The following is an 18,427-nucleotide window of genomic DNA, read 5'->3' on the forward strand; positions in this document are numbered from 1 at the left end:
GCATACAATAAAAACAAAACAAAGAAGAATCCAATTGTTCCTATGAAAATTCCGATGTCAACAAATGTTGGTGAAAACATTGTCCATGAAGACGGCAAATAATCCCTGTGCAATGAAGTAACAATAATTACAAATCTTTCAAACCACATACCTATGTTTACAACGATAGACATGATAAAAGAAAACATAATACTTGTTCGTAATTTTTTAAACCACATGAATTGAGGTGAAAATACATTACATGTCATCATTGACCAATATGCCCACCAGTAAGGTCCGGTTGCTCTGTTCAAGAAAGCATATTGTTCATATTCAACTCCTGAATACCAAGCCATAAAAAGCTCCGTAATATAAGCAACCCCGACTATAGAACCTGTGATCATGATTACTATGTTCATCAATTCGATGTGTTGAATAGTGATATAAGCCTCTAGGTTAGATACTTTTCTCATGATAATAAGCAAGGTGTTTACCATTGCAAATCCTGAGAAAACTGCACCCGCAACAAAATACGGAGGGAAAATTGTAGTATGCCATCCAGGTATTACAGATGTTGCAAAGTCCATCGATACAATGGTATGCACAGAAAGCACAAGTGGAGTGGCTAATCCTGCAAGAACCAACGACACTTCTTCAAAACGTTGCCAATCTTTTGCTCTACCGCTCCATCCAAAACTTAGTATAGAATAGACTCTTTTATTAAAAGGAGTTATCGCTCTATCTCTTAGCATTGCAAAATCAGGTAACAAACCAGTCCACCAGAAAACCAATGAAACTGACAAATAAGTAGAAATTGCAAATACATCCCATAATAAAGGTGAGTTAAAATTCACCCATAAAGATCCGAATTGATTCGGTATTGGAAGTACCCAAAATGCTAACCATGGACGACCCATGTGAATAATTGGGAATAAACCGGCTTGAACAACCGAGAAAATAGTCATTGCTTCTGCAGATCGGTTAATCGCCATTCTCCATCGTTGACGAAATAATAACAATACCGCAGAAATCAACGTACCAGCATGTCCAATACCAACCCACCAAACGAAGTTTGTGATATCCCATGCCCAACCAACTGTTTTATTTAATCCCCATGTTCCAATTCCTGTAGATATGGTGTATATGATACAGCCTATTCCCCAAAGGAAAGCGGCTAGTGCGATTGAAAATACAATCCACCAATGTTTGTTTGCTTTGCCTTCAACAGGCGCAGCTACATCTACTGTTACGTCGTGATAAGTTTTATCACCTATAACTAAAGGTTTTCTAATGGTTGCTTCGTAGTGAGACGACATAATCCTTTATCTTGTTTCTTAATTAATAATTTTTTGTTACTAGGTATTTCTAACTTTAACGTGATAAATCACATTTGGTTTTGTTCCAACATGCTCCAAAAGATGATACATTCTGTCATCTTCCGACAATTTAGTCACTTCAGATTCTTTATCATTCACATCTCCAAATTTCATTGCTCCGTTAGAACAAGCATTTGAACATGCAGTTTGAAATTCTCCGTCAACAATAACCCTTCCTTCTCTTTTTGCATTTAAAATAGTCGCTTGTGTCATTTGGATACACATAGAACATTTTTCCATAACTCCGCGAGAACGAACATTAACATCTGGATTCAACACCATACGGCCTAAATCATCATTCATATGATAATCGAATTCACTGTTTTTGTTATACAAGAACCAGTTAAAACGACGCACTTTATATGGACAGTTGTTTGCACAATAACGAGTACCAACACATCTGTTATATGCCATATGATTCTGACCTTGACGGCTATGAGAGGTTGCCGCAACTGGACAAACTGTCTCACAAGGTGCGTGATTACAATGTTGACACATTACAGGTTGAAAAGAAACTTGAGGATTATCTCCTGCTTTTTCCATTTCGTTGAATGTAGACAATGAGTCAGACAAACCAGCTATATTTTCTTTTCTTTCGTTATCCCCTTCAAAGGTATCTTCAGAAGAATAATATCTATCGATACGCAACCAATGCATATCACGACTTCTTCTAACTTCTGATTTACCTACTACAGGAACATTGTTTTCTGCGTGACAAGCAATTACACAAGCGCCACAACCGGTACAAGCGTTCAAATCAACAGAAAGGTTAAAGTGATGTCCTGTTGAACGATCAAATGAATCCCATAAATCTACTGAAGTCGCCGCTACTTCTTCATGGTTTAAAGACACCATTGGAACTTGATTCCACACTTTGGCATCCTTAGAATTAAATATCTCCAAAGTAGTTTCTTTGATAATATCCCCTCTACCCATCAATGTTTTTTGACCTTGAACACAAGCAAACTCATGTTCTCCATCCGCCTTAACAAATGTCACAGACTGTACATCGTTAAAACCTTTATATAAAGGATAAGCGTTTAAACCTACCTGCATTTCTTCTTTTAAAGCCGCTTTACGACCATAACCTAAAGCCAATCCAATAGTTCCAACAGCTTGACCCGGTTGAACTATAACCGGCACATTCTCTAATTTCACACCGTCAGCAGTAGTGATAGTAGCATAGCTTCCATTCAAACCACCGTTAGCAACGATTTCATTAGACAATGATAATTGTTTAGCATCAGCGTTCGAAACAGTAACATAGTTATCCCAAGACACTCTAGTGATAGGGTCCGGAAATTCTTGTAACCAAGGGTTGTTAGCCTGTTGTCCGTCTCCCATTCCTGTTTTAGTGTACAATACCAATTCAAAACCGGCAGCAGCTTTTGATTGTGCTAATGCATTCGCAGCAGCAGTATAATCTGCAGAACCACCAGATAGCGACTGAGAAACCCCAACAGCAACACCATCATGCAACACCTTATTCCAAGAAGCACCAGCAACAAACGCTGATGAACTTGCTTTTAAATAATCATAATAAGCACCAGACATTCCGTTCAATGACATTAAAACATCTTGAAGTTGTTTTGTATCGAATAAAGGACGAATGGTTGGCTGTGTCAAACTATAAGTTCCTTTGGTAAGACTTAAATCCCCCCAAGCTTCTAAATAGTGAGGAACCGGAGCAGCAATAGTACTAACTAATGCAGTTTCGTCTTCCTTCAAAGTTAAAGAAACAGAAGTTTTAACTTTCTTAAGTCCTTCAACAAATGTTGCAGAATCAGCTAAAGTATAAACTGGATTAACACCACTCATTATTAAAGTATGAACGCTTCCCGCTTTCATGTCTTTAACTAATTGGGCTACTTGTTCGTTTGAACCTTTTCTTATTTGTCTTGTACCAGAAGTAGTAAAAGCTTCACTAGCTAATACTTGATTAACAGCCAAAACCAATAATTGAGCATTTTTGTCCTGGATACCAGAAACTAAAAGTCCTTTTGATCCAGCAGCTTTTAATTGTTGAGCTGCTTTTGTTACTTCAGATTTAAATTTAGCATCTAAATTCACAGCAACCGATGAACCTGTTACAACATTATATATATGTACTAATGCTTGTTTTTGATTTGCAGTTGACATCGCCAAACGCTTATCAGCAGCGGCACCAGACAAAGTCATGTTTGCCTCCAATTGGATATGACGTGACATTTTTCCATTTTTAGGAACTCTACCTTGAGTATAGCCCGAATCGTACGCACCACCTTGCCAATCTCCAAGGAAATCAGCCCCAACAGAAACGATAAGAGCAGCCTTAGAAAAATCGTAATCAACCAAAGCTCTTTCTCCGTAAACAGTTTCGAAAGCATCTAACGCTTCAGAAGAAGAGACCGCATCGTAAACCACATGCTTCGCATTTGGATTTAAAGCAATAAACTCGCCGATCAACTTTTCAGTCGAAGGACTCGCTAAAGTATTGGTTAATAAAACTACCTGACCTCCATTAGCCTTAGCATCTACAAGACTTGATTTAATTTGAGCATCTAGCGCAGACCAAGTTGAAGTTTTACCTCCAATTTTAGGCTCTTTCAGACGCATATTGTCGTACAATGACAATATAGAAGCGTGAATTCTAGCGTTAGCAGCAAATTTTGCACCTTCAATAGTATTGTTGTCTATTTTAATAGGACGCCCTTCACGTGTTTTAACAAGTAGATTTGCGAAATCAAAACCATCAAAAACAGAAGTTGCATAATAATCCGCAACTCCAGGAATGATTTGTTCTGGTTGTAATACGTAAGGTATCGACTTGTTCACAGGACCTTCGCAAGCTGCAAGCGTAGCTGCCGCCGTACTAAATCCTACGTACTTTAAAAAGTCACGACGTGATGTTGAAGATGACATAGCGTCATTATTCCCCAAGAATTCTTCAGTAGGAATTGCTTCAACAAATTCGTTATTTCTAAGCGCCTCAACAATAGAACCATTTTCAAGTTCTTCAACACTTTTCCAGTATTTTTTGTTTGATGACATTGTATATAAATATTAAAATCTTAATAATTTGATTAATAGTGGCATTTTCCGCATTCCAATCCACCCATTTGAGCAGCAGTCAACTTATCTACACCGTATTTTTTAGAAAGCTCTTCATGAATTTTAGTATAATACTCATTTCCTTCCATCTTAACATCAGTTTTTCTATGACAGTTTATACACCATCCCATTGTCAAAGGAGCGAATTGTTTTTGAATTTCATACGTTTCAACTGGACCGTGACAAGTCTGACATTCTATTCCAGCAACAGTAACGTGCTGAGAGTGATTAAAGTACACAAAATCAGGTAAATTATGAATACGAACCCATTTAACAGGCTGTGATTTTCCAGTATAAGACTGTGTAGACTTATCCCATCCAACCGCAGTATATAATTTTTGTATTTGCTCGTCATAGAATGCTTTGCTATACTCAGGAGTAGCAGTTGACTCAGCAACTTCAGAAATATTCTTATGACAGTTCATACAAACATTCAAAGAAGGAATTCCTGCATTTTTACTAACTCTAGCCGCAGAGTGACAATACTTACAGTTAATTTCATTATCACCAGCATGAATTTTGTGAGAATAATGTATTGGTTGTATAGGCTCGTACCCTTCATCAACACCTATCTGCATGAAAAAACCATACACAAAATAAGCACCAGCTAATAACAAGAATATCGAAGTCACCAAAACCAAAAATTGATTTTTTGCGAAAGCTTTCCATATAGGAGTAATCGGAGCCTTAGGAGCCACTTCTATCCCATTTGCTTTAGCAACTTTTCTCAAAACATTATTCACCAGGAATAACATTACAACCAACATTACCATAACAAGAGCAAGAGCTCCTAAAATGATATTATTAGAAATCCCACCTTCTTGAGCAGCACCACCAACAGCTGGACCACCAGCGACAGCAGCAGGAGCTTCAGCTTTTGGCTCTGAAGTATAAGCTATAATGTTATCAATATCCGCTTCCGACAAAGCAGGAAAAGCAGTCATTGGCACTTTGTTGTTCTCTTCAAAAACTTTTATAGCTGCGGCATCTCCAGATTTTATCAAATCAGAACTATTGTGAACCCATTTGTAGATCCATGCCATATCATATTTTCCTGATATCCCCCTTAATGCAGGACCAGTTGACTTGCCATCAAGCTTATGACACGCAGCACAATTTGAATTAAAAAGTTCTTTACCCTTTACTGGGTCAGCACCTTGTGTGGCTACTGGAGCTTCAGTTGCCGCTGCTGGAGTAGCAACTTGTGCAATTGAAGTTAAGGAAAAAGTCAGCATTAAAGCTAAACTAAAAAGCATTTTCCTTGAGGTCGAATTATGGTTACCCACCTTTTTCATAAAGTATAATGATTATCTACTAAAAATTGGCACAGTTTTCTCTATAAACTCTTATAGCGAAACTGTTCCCTTATTTTAAACTTCGACAAAAATACGATTTATGAACTATTCACAAAACCTTAAAATAATCTTAATTTCAATTTATATTTATTCTAAATAATAATTATGTTTTGCATTCATCCATTAAATACTATTTTTGCCTAAAAACCATTACGTTATGAGAATTATACCTATACAGAAAGCCCTTTTCTACTCTTTTGCATTATGTATTATGACCATCAATTCTAAAGCCCAGGATCGAAAAGTCACTATCACCCAGGATCCGAAATTTGAACAATTGCTGAATGAAAAAAGAAAAATCAACGCCTCAATAGCTGTAAATGAGCGCTATAAAATCCAGATATTCAGTGGCGACGCCGAAAAAGCCAAAAAGGCGCTGAATGAATGCCAACAAAATTTCGCGGACCTTGACGGAACAATCATATTCAACACTCCCAATTATAAGGTTTGGATCGGAAACTTCAAAACCCGAATAGAAGCGGAACGCAACCTAATTGACATCAAGAAACAGTATGAGAATGCCCTCCTGATAAAACCGCAAAAATAATTGGATATAGATAAATTGCTAAATAGTCTTAGCAAAAAAAAGCCACTTCGAATCGAAGTGGTTTTTTTGTTTCTATCGCGTCGCGCAGCATAGCAAACGCAAAGCCAGAGAGCTTCATATTGTGGATAAAAAAAAGAAAAAACTTATTAATTAAGTATTAAACTTCAAAAAAAATGTAATATATTCAATCTTATTTACTAGTTGTGTATAATTTAAAACATGAAAAAATGAGAAAAAAATTATTATTCATACACTTTATTTTATTTTCCAATTTCATATTAGGACAGGATTTTTGCGCTACATCCACAAACCGGCCTATAGCAAATAACACTTCATTGTCTAGGATGCTGTATGGAAACAGCTCCAATGAAGAAACACTTTGCTTAAATGTCTACTTTCATATTGTAAGGGAAGATAATGGTTCTGGCGGTATCCCAAGTTACGAAACAAATTTAATAGTTGACAACCTTAACTATAGTTTCAGTCCATATAATATAACTTTCAATAAGGCTGGTCATGATTATATTGATAATTCTTATTTAAACAATATTGAATATCCGCAACAACAGTTTGACTTAATCTTAATCAATAATGTTCCGAATGCTATCAACTTTTATATTGTTGACAATGCTTTATTCAATGGATGGGCAGAAATATTGGGTAGAAATCTAATATTAAAAGCCTCTGCCGCAATTACAAATGTATCATCTCATGAAATAGGTCATTTCCTAAACTTACGTCACACCCATGAAACCCAATTTGGAATTGAAACCGCTGACAATTGCAGTTATGCGGGCGACTTGATTTGCGACACTTCACCTGATTCAGGACTAAGAAATCTTAATAATAGTATTAATCCTTACTGGGTTGATTCAAATTGTAATTACACAAAAAATGACGGCTATAATCCTGATACTGAAAACATAATGTCTTATACTAGGCCTTCGTGTTTAAACCATTTTACCAATCAACAGGGAATCAGGATGCGAGATGCCATTTTAAATGAGACTGTTTTACAAGCCGTTATAAGCTGCAATTGTACTGCTTTAACTTTATTCGGCAAATCAACTATTTGCAGTGATGAAACAACTACCTATAGTGTACCTTGTGGGACGGCAACTTTTACGTCCTCTTCAAAACTTCAAGTATTAAACAGTACCAGTAATAGCATTACCGTAAAACCTGTAAACACTTCTATCAATGAATCAGCTTCAGTTACTGCTGTCATGAATGGATTAACGTTTCAAAAGGAAATATGGATAGGTAAACCAAAAGTTGACGTTACACTTGGACCTGACACTAATTATGTCTTTTTGGAATTGACAGGTGTTAATTCAGATATCAACAAGCAAAACATTACATATATTAAATGGGAGAAAATTTCATCAACAGGAAATCCTGTAATGGGCTCTGCTATCAACAGTTTTGAAAATTTAGCTCATGGCAACAGTACGAATTGGTCAATTAATGCATTAATTAAAGTTGTCAACAATAGTGCCTGTGACACAACTTATGTATATAAAACAATTACACCTCCAGAACCCGATCCATGTGAAGGCTACAGAATATCAAAAACCAAAGAAAACGTGTATAATGCTTTTAAGATTATAGATCCTTGTGCTAAACCAAGTTCTACTAAAATTGAAAAAGTTAGTGATAAAGACATTAAAATTGCCAAACTACATGATATTTATGGTATTGAGGTAAAATATTTTGATTACAATTCTTTTGACACAAATGATCTTAAAAAAGGAATTTACATATTTAAAGTGACTATCAATAACGAAATAATAACCCAAAAAATAATTGTTGAATAAAAATTGAAAAATAATGAAAAATTTAATCTATATACTATCTATAATGTTGTCTACAAGTTGTTCCAACAACGATGACAAACCTCAAAACAATGTGCCACAAGAACTGATTGGAAAATGGAAAATAGCGGAAATTTATTCATCCGACGGTAGTTCAGCTTCATGGTCTCCACATGACTCTGGTGAAATTTATGATATTTGGTTTAAAAGCAATTGGACTTATGTTAGCTTTGACAACAATGAAAATTGTAATAATGGTAATTTTTCAATAAATGATAATCAAATTACCTTTTACCCTTGTACTTCAGATTATCCACTTACAATTGAAGTTTTAACAACAGAAACTTTAATTTTAAGGGATTATTTTACCCCAGAAGTTTATAAAACAAAATATTCAAAAATATCTGAATGAAAATAAAAAATTTAATTTACCTACTGTTTCTAATGTAATCACAAAGCTGTTCCAACAGAGATGACAACCCGATTAGCGTGGATTTTCAATCCGTGCCAACAAAGTCCAGCTTCTTAATTACTCAAAACAAATCTAATACGAAAACATCTAATTCAGTGCTGACTTCAACTAAAAAATAAAACTTCTGGTACGCAGGAACCATAGCCCCGATAGCAGTGGAAATCCTTATTGTTCTTCTTTAAAAACAATAAGATTGTAACGAATAGCGGGAAATAGCTTCTGAAAATATTCAAACCTCTCCCATTCCTCATAGACTGTAAACAAAAAAAATCCCGACGAATCGGGATTTTTTAAAATATATGGAATTGAATTCTATTTCAATTTCTTTTTGATTGCCACCTCATGGTAGGCCTCAATAACATCTCTTTCTTCGATATCATTGTAACCTTTAATTTGGATACCACAGTCGTAACCTTTGGCTACTTCTTTCACATCGTCTTTGAAACGTTTCAATGCTATAAGCTCACCTGCATGAACCACAACTCCGTCACGGATAATTCTGATTTTAGAGTTTCTGGCGATTTTACCGTCCATAACCATACAACCTGCGATTGATCCTACTTTAGAGATTTTGAATATCTCTCTAATTTCAGCAGTACCCAGAATTTCTTCTTTCATCTCAGGAGCTAACATTCCTTCCATTGCATCTTTCAAGTCATCGATAGCTGCGTAGATAATAGAATAATAACGGATATCGATTTCTTCTTTGTCTTCTAACTGTCTAGCATTTCCTGCAGGACGAACATTAAATCCGATGATGATTGCATCTGAAGCGGAAGCTAACATAACGTCAGTTTCAGTAATAGCTCCAACACCTTTATGTATGATATTAATTTGAATTTCTTCAGTAGACAATTTAGAGAACGAATCAGATAATGCTTCCACAGAACCATCAACATCTCCCTTAAGGATCACGTTCAATTCTTTAAACTGACCCAATGCAATTCTACGTCCAATCTCATCAAGAGTAATATGACGTTGTGTACGAACTGATTGTTCACGCATTAATTGCGAACGTTTTGACGCAATTTGTTTTGCTTCTTTTTCGTCTTCAAAAATATTGAACTTATCTCCGGCAGTTGCTGCCCCGTCTAAACCTAATACTGATACTGGAGTTGAAGGTCCCGCCACAGTAACTATATTTCCTCTTTCATCATGCATCGCTTTTATCTTACCGTGATGCTTTCCTGCCAACATATAGTCACCCACTTTTAGGGTACCATGTTGGACAAGTATCGTAGAAACGTATCCTTTTCCTTTATCCAAGAAAGCTTCAACGACAGTTCCTTGAGCCGCTTTATTAGGATTAGATTTTAAATCCAATACTTCAGCTTCCAATAAAACTTTTTCTAATAATTCTTTTACACCTGTACCTACTTTTGCAGAGATATCTTGAGATTGGTATTTTCCACCCCAGTCTTCAACAAGTAAATTCATACCTGCTAATTTCTCTTTAATTTTTTCTGGATTAGCATTTGGCTTATCCACTTTATTAATGGCAAATATAATTGGCACACCTGCTGCTTGAGCATGGCTTATTGCTTCTTTTGTTTGTGGCATGATATCATCATCCGCAGCAATCACAATAATGGCAATATCTGTAACTTGAGCTCCACGTGCACGCATTGCGGTAAACGCCTCGTGACCTGGTGTATCAAGGAATGCGATTTTTTGACCGTTATCAAGAGTCACTCCATAGGCACCAATATGCTGTGTAATTCCTCCAGATTCACCGGCGATAACATTTTCTTTACGAATGTAATCCAATAGAGATGTTTTACCGTGATCGACGTGACCCATTACGGTTACGATAGGCGCTCTAAAAACTAAATCCTCTTCTTTATCTTGAACTACTTCAATAGCCTCTTCAATATCAACAGTGATAAACTCAACTTCATAGCCAAATTCATCAGCTACGATTGTCAATGTTTCTGCATCAAGACGTTGATTCATGGTAACCATGATTCCAAGAGACATACATGTTCCAATAACTTTCGTAATTGGCACATCCATCATTATCGCAATTTCACCAACAGTAACAAATTCAGTAACCTTAATAGTTTTACTTCCTTCATCTATCGCTCTTTGCTCATCATCAGATTTCTGACGGTGCGTATCTCTTTTGTCTCTTCTGTATTTAGCCGCTTTTGATTTACCACCTTTTTTACCTTGTAGTTTCTCTAAAGTCTCACGAATTTGGTTTTTAACTTCCTCTTCCGTTGGCTCTACTTTCGCAACTATTGCCGGTCTGTTTCCTTTTACGAATCCAGGTCTGGCACTTCTATTGGCGTTATAACCACCCCCACCAACATTTGGCGTAATTTTGTTAGGGTTTGGCGCACCAGGAACTCCAGGAGGTCTCGGCGCACCCGGTTTTGGCGCAATTCTTTTGCGTTTATTTTTATTGGCACTACTTGCCGCACTACCAGGTGCTCCCGGTTTGTTTGGCGTGATTTTAGGCTCTTCCTTTTTCTTTTTCGGCTTATTAAACTGAGACAAATCAATAGTCTGCCCTGTTAACTTGGTACCGGATAGTTTTTGATACTGAGTCGTTATCGCTTCCTCAACAGGAGCTTCATCCGCTTTCGGAGCTGTTTCGACATCTAAGGTAGCGTCTTTAGACACTTCTTTGACAGCCTCTTTAACTACCTCAATTTTTTCTTCTTTTTTAGGTGCTTTAATCCCAACAACAGGTTTAATCTCTTTTTTGTCTGAATCAATTTTATCCTGCACTGGCTCTTTTACTACCGTTTTTTCTGTTGCAACCTCAGCTTTAGGAGCCTCCGTTTTTTCAACATTAACTTTAGCTGGAGCCGCGGGAGTCTTCTTAGGGCTAAGATCTATTTTCCCAACTTGGACAGGTCCTGTTACAACAGCTCTCGCTTTTATAACTTCTTGTTGTTGTTTTAAAACTTCTTCGTCGTGCTTGCGCTTATCTTCAATTTCCTTTTCTCTCTCAACACGCAAAGCTTCCTTCTCTTTTCTCTTCTCTTCGCCAACTTCTTTTGAAGCCTCTTTTTTACCTCTGTCACCTGCAAACTGACCGCACAAGACATTGTATACATCATCAGAAATTTTTGTGTTTGGATTTGCTTCAATAGCAATTCCTTTATCTTTTAGATAATCCACAGCTCTTTCCAAAGAAATATTCAATTCCCTTAAAACTTTGTTTATTCTAATAATTCTCTCTTCAGACATAAAACCTTTTTATTATTACCTTTTTTGTTATTCCTCACTTTACTCCTAACTCGATACTTATCGACCAAGAAAATTATAAAGTGGCATGTTTATCGTTGAAGATACATTGACTAACTGTCAAATTCTTCTTTCAATATTCTCATTACATCTAGAATCGTTTCCTCTTCTAGGTCTGTTCTTCTTACTAAATCTTCTACATCTTGTTTTAAGATACTTTTTGCGGTATCCAATCCAATTTTAGCGAATTCTTCAATAACCCAGTCTTCAATTTCATCTGAAAACTCAGTTAATTCAACATCATCATCATCAGCAGTTGCGCCAGCAACATCACCTTCACGAATAACGTCTAACTCATAACCGGTAAGCAATCCCGCCAATTTAATATTATGACCTCCTCTACCAATCGCTTTTGAAACTTCTTCCAGTTTCAAAAACACTTCAGCTCTTTTGGTCTCTTCATTAATTTTAATGGAAGATATTTTTGCAGGACTTAATGCTCTTGTTATATATAATTGTATGTTATCAGTATAATTAATAACATCTATATTCTCATTTCCTAATTCACGTACGATACCATGAATACGAGAGCCCTTCATTCCGACACATGCCCCTACAGGGTCAATTCTGTCATCATAAGAGTCTACCGCAACTTTCGCTTTCTCGCCTGGTATTCTTACCACATTTTTAACCAATATCAATCCGTCAAAAACTTCAGGAATTTCTTGTTCAAATAATTTTTCCAAAAACTTCTCAGAAGTTCTCGACATAATAATTTGCGGTTTATTCCCTTTTAGTTCAACGCTTTCGATAATTCCACGAACATTATCTCCTTTACGGAAAAAATCAGATGGTATTTGTTTTTCTTTCGGCAAGATGATTTCGTTTCCTTCATCATCAACCAAGATTACTACTCTAGGTCTCACGTGGTGCACTTCGGCAGTATAAATTTCGCCTATTAAATCTTTAAATTGCTTGTAAAGATTCGTGTTGTCATGTTCGTGAATTTTAGAAATCAAATTTTGACGCAAAGCCAAAATCGCTCTTCTTCCCAAATCAATCAACTTCACTTCTTCGGAAACATCTTCACCAATTTCAAAATCAGGCTCGATTTTTCTCGCTTCTGTTAAAGTAATTTCTTCGTTTTCAAAATCTAGATCTTCGTCAGCAACGATTACTCTTCTTCTCCAGATTTCCATGTCTCCCTTATCAGGATTTATGATGATATCGAAATTATCGTCTGAACCGTATTTTTTCTTCAATGCATTTCTAAATACATCTTCCAAAATTGCCATAAGCGTTACACGATCAATAAGTTTATCATCTTTAAACTCTGAGAATGAATCGATTAATGCTAAGTTTTCCATGCGAATTCTTTAATTAAAATGTTACTGTAACAATTGCTTCTTTTATGTCTCCATAAGGTATTTCAAGCGTCTTTTGGACTGTTTCTTTACCTTTTCCTATTTTTTTAGGTTCTCTTGCTTTCCACGACAAAATTACAAAATCATCATTAGCATCCACTAATTCTGCCTCTATATTTTCTGTTTTAGTTTTCACAATCAACGTTCTACCTATATTTTTCTTGTATTGTCTGATGTGTTTTAATGGCGAAGAAACCCCAGCCGAGGCTACTTCCAAAGAAAAATCCTGCTCTTCCCTGTCCAAATTGCTCTCAATTACGCGACTGATGTCAATACAGTCCTGCAATACCACGCCATTGTCATCATCTAAAGTTATAATAACTTTAAAAGCATCCGTAATCGTAAGGTCAATCAAGAAAAGCGATTCCTTTTCTGATAGAGCTTCAGTCAACAATAAATTTACTTTTTCTTTAAATGTCATATTTTTATAAAAAGAGGGGACATTTAGTCCCCTCATTACTTAGATTTTAATAAATAACGGTGCAAATATAGTGTTTTTTTTATAAAATGAAATGATAGATTGCTGTTAAAATATTTCTTATCTTTATTGAAGCATTAAAACAAAGGTTTTTCCGATAATTTAATCCTTCAGATTTATGAGACGAATTCTAGTTCCAACAGATTTTTCGGCACATGCGGATAATGCATTAAAAGTGGCCGCGCAAATAGCAAAAAAGACGAATGGTGAAATATTTTTACTCCATATGCTGGAAATTCCAAATCAAATGAACGACGCTATAACTGGAGCAACAGGCATACCCGAGATAATGCTATTCATCAGAAAAGCAAACGAAAAGCTTCAAAAAACCAAAGAGAAAAATTTTCTGAAAGGGATAAAAGTAACCGAATCGGTGAAATTCGAAAAGGCTTTTGACGGGATACTTTCCTTTACCAGCAAAAATAAAACAGATTTGATTGTCATGGGTTCCCACGGGGTCTCCGGCATCGAAGAAGTACTGATAGGCTCCAATACCGAAAAAGTGGTCCGTTTATCCGACGTCCCAGTGCTGGTTATTAAAAAAAACACCACTGAATTCAAACCTTCCAATTTTGTTTTCGCATCAGATTTTTCAAAAGAAATAAAAAAACCATTTAAAAAAATGGTAGCTTTTGCCGCTATTTTTAATGCAAAACTCCACCTGGTAATGATATGCACACCTAATAGCTTCAAACCCACAGCTATTTCCGAACAAATTATTCGCGATTTCATGTCTGGTTTTGACATCAAAAATTACACCACCCACATTTATAACGACGTTAATATAGAAAAAGGGATTCGCAACTTTTCTAATGCTATTGATGCTGATCTAATTGGATTATGTACCCATGGCAGGACGGGTTTAGCGCATTTTTTCACAGGTAGCATTAGCGAAGATTTAGTAAATCATGCCGTTAAACCAGTAATCACTTTTAAAATTTAAATGCGCTTTTACTGAAAAACTGATCGCATCGAAATATTTCCTGTCAAACCCACTGCTTTAAAAAAAACCGCATAAAAAAAGCCTCTCAATAAATTGAGAGGCTTTCTGTTGGTCTACAAGGACTCGAACCTTGAACGACTGCACCAAAAACAGTTGTGTTACCATTACACCATAGACCATCAGTGCTGCTAAGCGAGTGCAAATTTATAATAAAATTTAGTTTGCGCAAACTTTTTTTGCCTTTTTATCAAAAAAAAATCCAATAAAAATCCAAGCGCCCAAACATCATTTCTAAAAATACTAAAAACCAATACGTTAGTAAATATAATTAGTTTGACAGAAAATTTGGCGAATCCCCACAACCTTAAATAAAAAAACATTTTCTTTGTAACTTATATTATAACTAAATTTCAATACATGAATAAGGAGACATTCAACTTCAATAAATGGAATACGATTATTGGCTGGTTAGCATTTGGGATTGCATTAGTAACTTATACGTTAACCGTTGAGCCAACAATGAGTTTTTGGGATTGTGGAGAATATATCGCCACTGCCGCAAAACTTGAAGTGGGACATCCTCCCGGAGCTCCTTTGTTCCAGATGATTGGCGCTTTTTTTGCTATGTTCGCCTCAGATAATCAGCACATTGCCCTAATGGTAAATATGACCTCTGTTTTCTCAAGCGCTTTTACCATTTTATTTATGTTCTGGTCCTCCTCCATGATTTTGAAAAAACTGGTTTCCAGGGTTTCTGACTCAGGTCTTGATGAAAACTTGAAAAATCAAATTAATAAAAGCAATGCAATTGTAATTCTCGGAAGCTCTTTTGTCGGTGCTTTAGCCTATACCTATTCAGACAGTTTTTGGTACAATGCGGTGGAAGCAGAAGTGTACGCCATGGCTTCATTATTCATATCGCTCCTTTTTTGGTTGGGACTGCGTTGGGAGCAGGATATGGATTCTCCAAGAGGAAACAGATGGCTATTAGTTATATCACTTGTTGTTGGGCTCTCGTTTGGAGTGCATTTCATGGCCTTATTAACAATACCCGCGATTGGCTTTTTATATTATTTCAAACACTATAAAACCGTTACAATCAAAAATTTCATCATCGCGAATGTTGTGGTTGTGTCAATTTTGCTTTTCATATTCAAATTATTATTGCCGTTGACGATGTCTTTCTTTGCGAAAACTGAAATTTTCACGGTTAATGACTTAGGCATGCCTTTTGACTCAGGAACAATATTGGTAACTATATTGCTTTCGGCATTGTTTTATTTTGGCTTAAAATACACCAACAACAAAGGCCTTGTAGTTTACAACACACTTATATTATGCATCTTATTCATTTTGATAGGGTTTTCAACTTGGACCATGCTGCCTATTCGTGCGAATGCCAATGTAATCATCAACGAGAACAAACCTTCTGATGCAAGGGAGGTACTGGCCTATTACAACAGGGAACAATATGGGTCAAACCCGTTGTTTTACGGGCCACAATACACCGAAACTTTCGCTGGACTGGACAAAGACAAACCTTATCTTGACAAAGCTCCCAACTACGAGAGGGATTATAAAACTGGCAAATATGTCATTGTCAATAATTTTAAAAATGCGGAGCAAAATAGCGACGATGCCCAAAAGACAATTCTCCCTAGAATGTGGAGTACCGATCATATTGAAAATTATATGAATTTCACTAATGCACCGAATTTCCGATTAAATCCCAATTACCCATATGAGGATGATTTGGCACAATACGGAATCGATGTAAATAAAATATCCGAAGAGGATTACAACAAAGCCATCGCTCAGCTGAAGAATGAAATCCAAAAAACGGTAGCCGAATTTAGACAAGCGTATGCGCAAAAACAGATTGACAATGACGGCTATGTGAAATTTCTGAAAAGTTACGGGGAATATTTGATCATAGACAAACCAACGACAGTCGATAATTTCAGTTTCATGTTTGAATACCAATTTGGCTATATGTATTGGAGGTATTTGATGTGGAATTTTGTCGGACGCCAAAATGACGTACAAGGAAGATACGATAATCAGGACGGAAATTGGCTTAGCGGAATAAAGTTTATTGACGAATTGCATCTAGGCTCACAAGATAATTTACCCTCCGACGTTCTAAACAACAAAGGCCGCAATGTTTATTACTTTTTGCCATTCTTACTTGGAATCATAGGCTTACTATATCATGCCGAGAAAGATTTGAAAAGTTTTTACGTCCTATTGGTTCTTTTCCTTTTTACCGGATTTGCCTTGAAAATTTATTTGAACGAAAGACCCTTTGAACCCAGAGAGAGAGACTATGCCCTGGTTGGCTCCTTCTATGTGTTTGCCATATGGATAGGCATAGGGGTCTATGCAATCTATGATAGCGCTCGAAAATATCTAGCGCCAAAAATCGCTGGCCCAGTCATTATATGCGCCAGTTTATTAGCGGCACCAGTTCTCATGGCCTCACAAAACTGGGATGATCATGACCGTTCCGGGAAATATACCGCATTAGCGATGGCAAAGGCTTACTTGACCTCTTGCGACCCTAACGCCATTCTATTTACTATAGGCGATAATGACACCTTCCCGCTCTGGTACGCGCAGGAAATCGAACAAATCAGGACCGACGTGAAAATCGTGAATACAAGCCTTTTCATGACCGATTGGTACATTGACCAAATGAAAACCAAAACCTATGAATCCGATCCGTTGCCAATTTCTTTCACACATGACCAATATGTGGGGGACAAACTGGACTATGTCGTACATATTCCTAAAACAGAAAGCAGATGGGACATAAAAGACTTCATCGATTTTATCAAAAACCCACAATCAACTGTTGGTATGCAAAATGGACAAACGATCCATTTTTACCCAACAAATAAAATCAGAATTCCTGTTGACAAGAACAGCATCATAAAAAACAACGTAGTTGCCGCTAAGTATAATGATTCAATAGTACCTTATATTGACATTGACATCAAAGGAAATGCAATTTATAAAAACAGGTTGATGATGCTTGATATTGTAGCCAATAATAACTGGAAAAGACCTATCTACTTTAGCGGTGGCGCCTTCGATAACGAAGATTATCTTTGGATGAAAGAATACCTTCAATTGGACGGTATGGTTTACAAACTAGTCCCGTTACAAACAAAGATATCTAAAGACGGAACCCCCCTAGACATGGGACGTATTGATACTGATAAAATGTACACCAATATCATGAAATGGGAATGGGGAAATAGCGACAGCGATAAAATATATCATGATCCGGAAACCAGAAGAGAAAGCATAACCTACAGGACTAATCTTGCCCGATTGATGGATAAATTAATCGAAGAAGGCAAAATCGAAAAAGCCAAAAAAGTTATCGAATTGGCCATGACAAAAATGCCGCTCGATAAATTCGGCTATTACTCGTTGGTGGAACCGTTTGCAAAAGGGTATTATCAAGTGGACGAAAAAGCCAAGGCTCAGGATCTTTTGGGGAAATTAATGACCAAGTACAAAGAGAACCTAAACTACTACGCTAGCTTACCCCCTTCGGACCAAAGCAGCATTGCGGTTGACATAATAACTGACATCGAACGCTACAGAAGTTTATTACAGGTGATGAAAGAAAATGGAGATCTGGCGTTTTACAACAAAAACAAAACCGTTTTCAACACTTACATCAACATGTTTGAGCGCTTTGGTCGTGAAAAAGAGTGATTTTTGAATAAAATACAACTTTTAA

The 18,427-nt window shown here is 36.5% G+C and carries 11 protein-coding genes and 1 tRNA gene; 5 read left to right on the forward strand and 7 right to left on the reverse strand.

The annotated features are described in order from the left end of the window. The 3 genes from nrfD to VIH09_RS08320 form a co-directional block, all read right to left on the reverse strand. The coding region (gene nrfD, locus VIH09_RS08310) for an NrfD/PsrC family molybdoenzyme membrane anchor subunit (RefSeq protein WP_331579807.1) at window positions 1–1,295 on the reverse strand (1,295 nt) is incomplete at its 3' end. A 39-nt stretch (window positions 1,296–1,334) separates the two neighbouring features. After that, window positions 1,335–4,385: a TAT-variant-translocated molybdopterin oxidoreductase gene (locus tag VIH09_RS08315; protein WP_331579809.1), complete on the reverse strand. Its 3,051-nt coding sequence runs from the start codon at window positions 4,383–4,385 to the stop codon at window positions 1,335–1,337. A gap of 32 nt (window positions 4,386–4,417) precedes the next feature. Beyond that, entirely contained in the window at window positions 4,418–5,740 is a 1,323-nt protein-coding gene (locus VIH09_RS08320; protein ID WP_331579811.1) for a c-type cytochrome, read from the reverse strand. Window positions 5,741–5,957: 217 nt separating this feature from the next. Here VIH09_RS08320 and VIH09_RS08325 point away from each other — a divergent pair, with 217 nt between their 5' ends. The 3 genes from VIH09_RS08325 (at window position 5,958) to VIH09_RS08335 (ending at window position 8,573) form a co-directional block, all read left to right on the forward strand. Further along, window positions 5,958–6,347 carry an SPOR domain-containing protein gene (locus tag VIH09_RS08325; protein ID WP_331579813.1) on the forward strand — a complete coding sequence of 130 codons (390 nt, stop codon included), beginning with the start codon at window positions 5,958–5,960 and terminating at the stop codon, window positions 6,345–6,347. Between the two features lie 227 nt (window positions 6,348–6,574). Continuing rightward, the gene (locus VIH09_RS08330; RefSeq protein WP_331579815.1) at window positions 6,575–8,164 is read left to right on the forward strand and encodes a zinc-dependent metalloprotease; all 1,590 of its coding nucleotides are present in this window, start codon (window positions 6,575–6,577) and stop codon (window positions 8,162–8,164) included. Between the two features lie 13 nt (window positions 8,165–8,177). After that, a complete protein-coding gene (locus VIH09_RS08335; protein WP_331579818.1) occupies window positions 8,178–8,573 on the forward strand; it encodes a lipocalin family protein in 396 nt (131 codons plus the stop codon). A gap of 372 nt (window positions 8,574–8,945) precedes the next feature. On the opposite strand, the gene infB is transcribed toward VIH09_RS08335, so the two are convergent. The 3 genes from infB to rimP all read right to left on the reverse strand — a co-directional run bounded on the left by infB (window position 8,946) and on the right by rimP (window position 13,673). Beyond that, window positions 8,946–11,831 (reverse strand): translation initiation factor IF-2, encoded by a 2,886-nt coding sequence (gene infB / locus VIH09_RS08340; RefSeq protein WP_331579821.1) that lies wholly within the window; start codon window positions 11,829–11,831, stop codon window positions 8,946–8,948. Window positions 11,832–11,941: 110 nt separating this feature from the next. After that, complete coding sequence (gene nusA / locus VIH09_RS08345; RefSeq protein WP_331579823.1) at window positions 11,942–13,195, reverse strand: transcription termination factor NusA; 1,254 nt, start codon at window positions 13,193–13,195, stop codon at window positions 11,942–11,944. A gap of 13 nt (window positions 13,196–13,208) precedes the next feature. Continuing rightward, window positions 13,209–13,673: a ribosome assembly cofactor RimP gene (gene rimP / locus VIH09_RS08350; RefSeq protein ID WP_331579825.1), complete on the reverse strand. Its 465-nt coding sequence runs from the start codon at window positions 13,671–13,673 to the stop codon at window positions 13,209–13,211. A gap of 175 nt (window positions 13,674–13,848) precedes the next feature. Between rimP and VIH09_RS08355 the strand changes: the two genes are divergently transcribed. Further along, a complete protein-coding gene (locus VIH09_RS08355) occupies window positions 13,849–14,673 on the forward strand; it encodes a universal stress protein (protein ID WP_331579827.1) in 825 nt (274 codons plus the stop codon). A gap of 108 nt (window positions 14,674–14,781) precedes the next feature. Here VIH09_RS08355 and VIH09_RS08360 read toward each other — a convergent pair. Next, window positions 14,782–14,852 (reverse strand) — tRNA-Gln (locus tag VIH09_RS08360). A 238-nt stretch (window positions 14,853–15,090) separates the two neighbouring features. Between VIH09_RS08360 and VIH09_RS08365 the strand changes: the two genes are divergently transcribed. After that, complete coding sequence (locus VIH09_RS08365; RefSeq protein WP_331579829.1) at window positions 15,091–18,402, forward strand: DUF2723 domain-containing protein; 3,312 nt, start codon at window positions 15,091–15,093, stop codon at window positions 18,400–18,402. Window positions 18,403–18,427: the final 25 nt, after the last annotated feature.

The organism is Flavobacterium sp., assembly GCF_036515215.1.
Taxonomy (GTDB): Bacteria; Bacteroidota; Bacteroidia; order Flavobacteriales; family Flavobacteriaceae; genus Flavobacterium.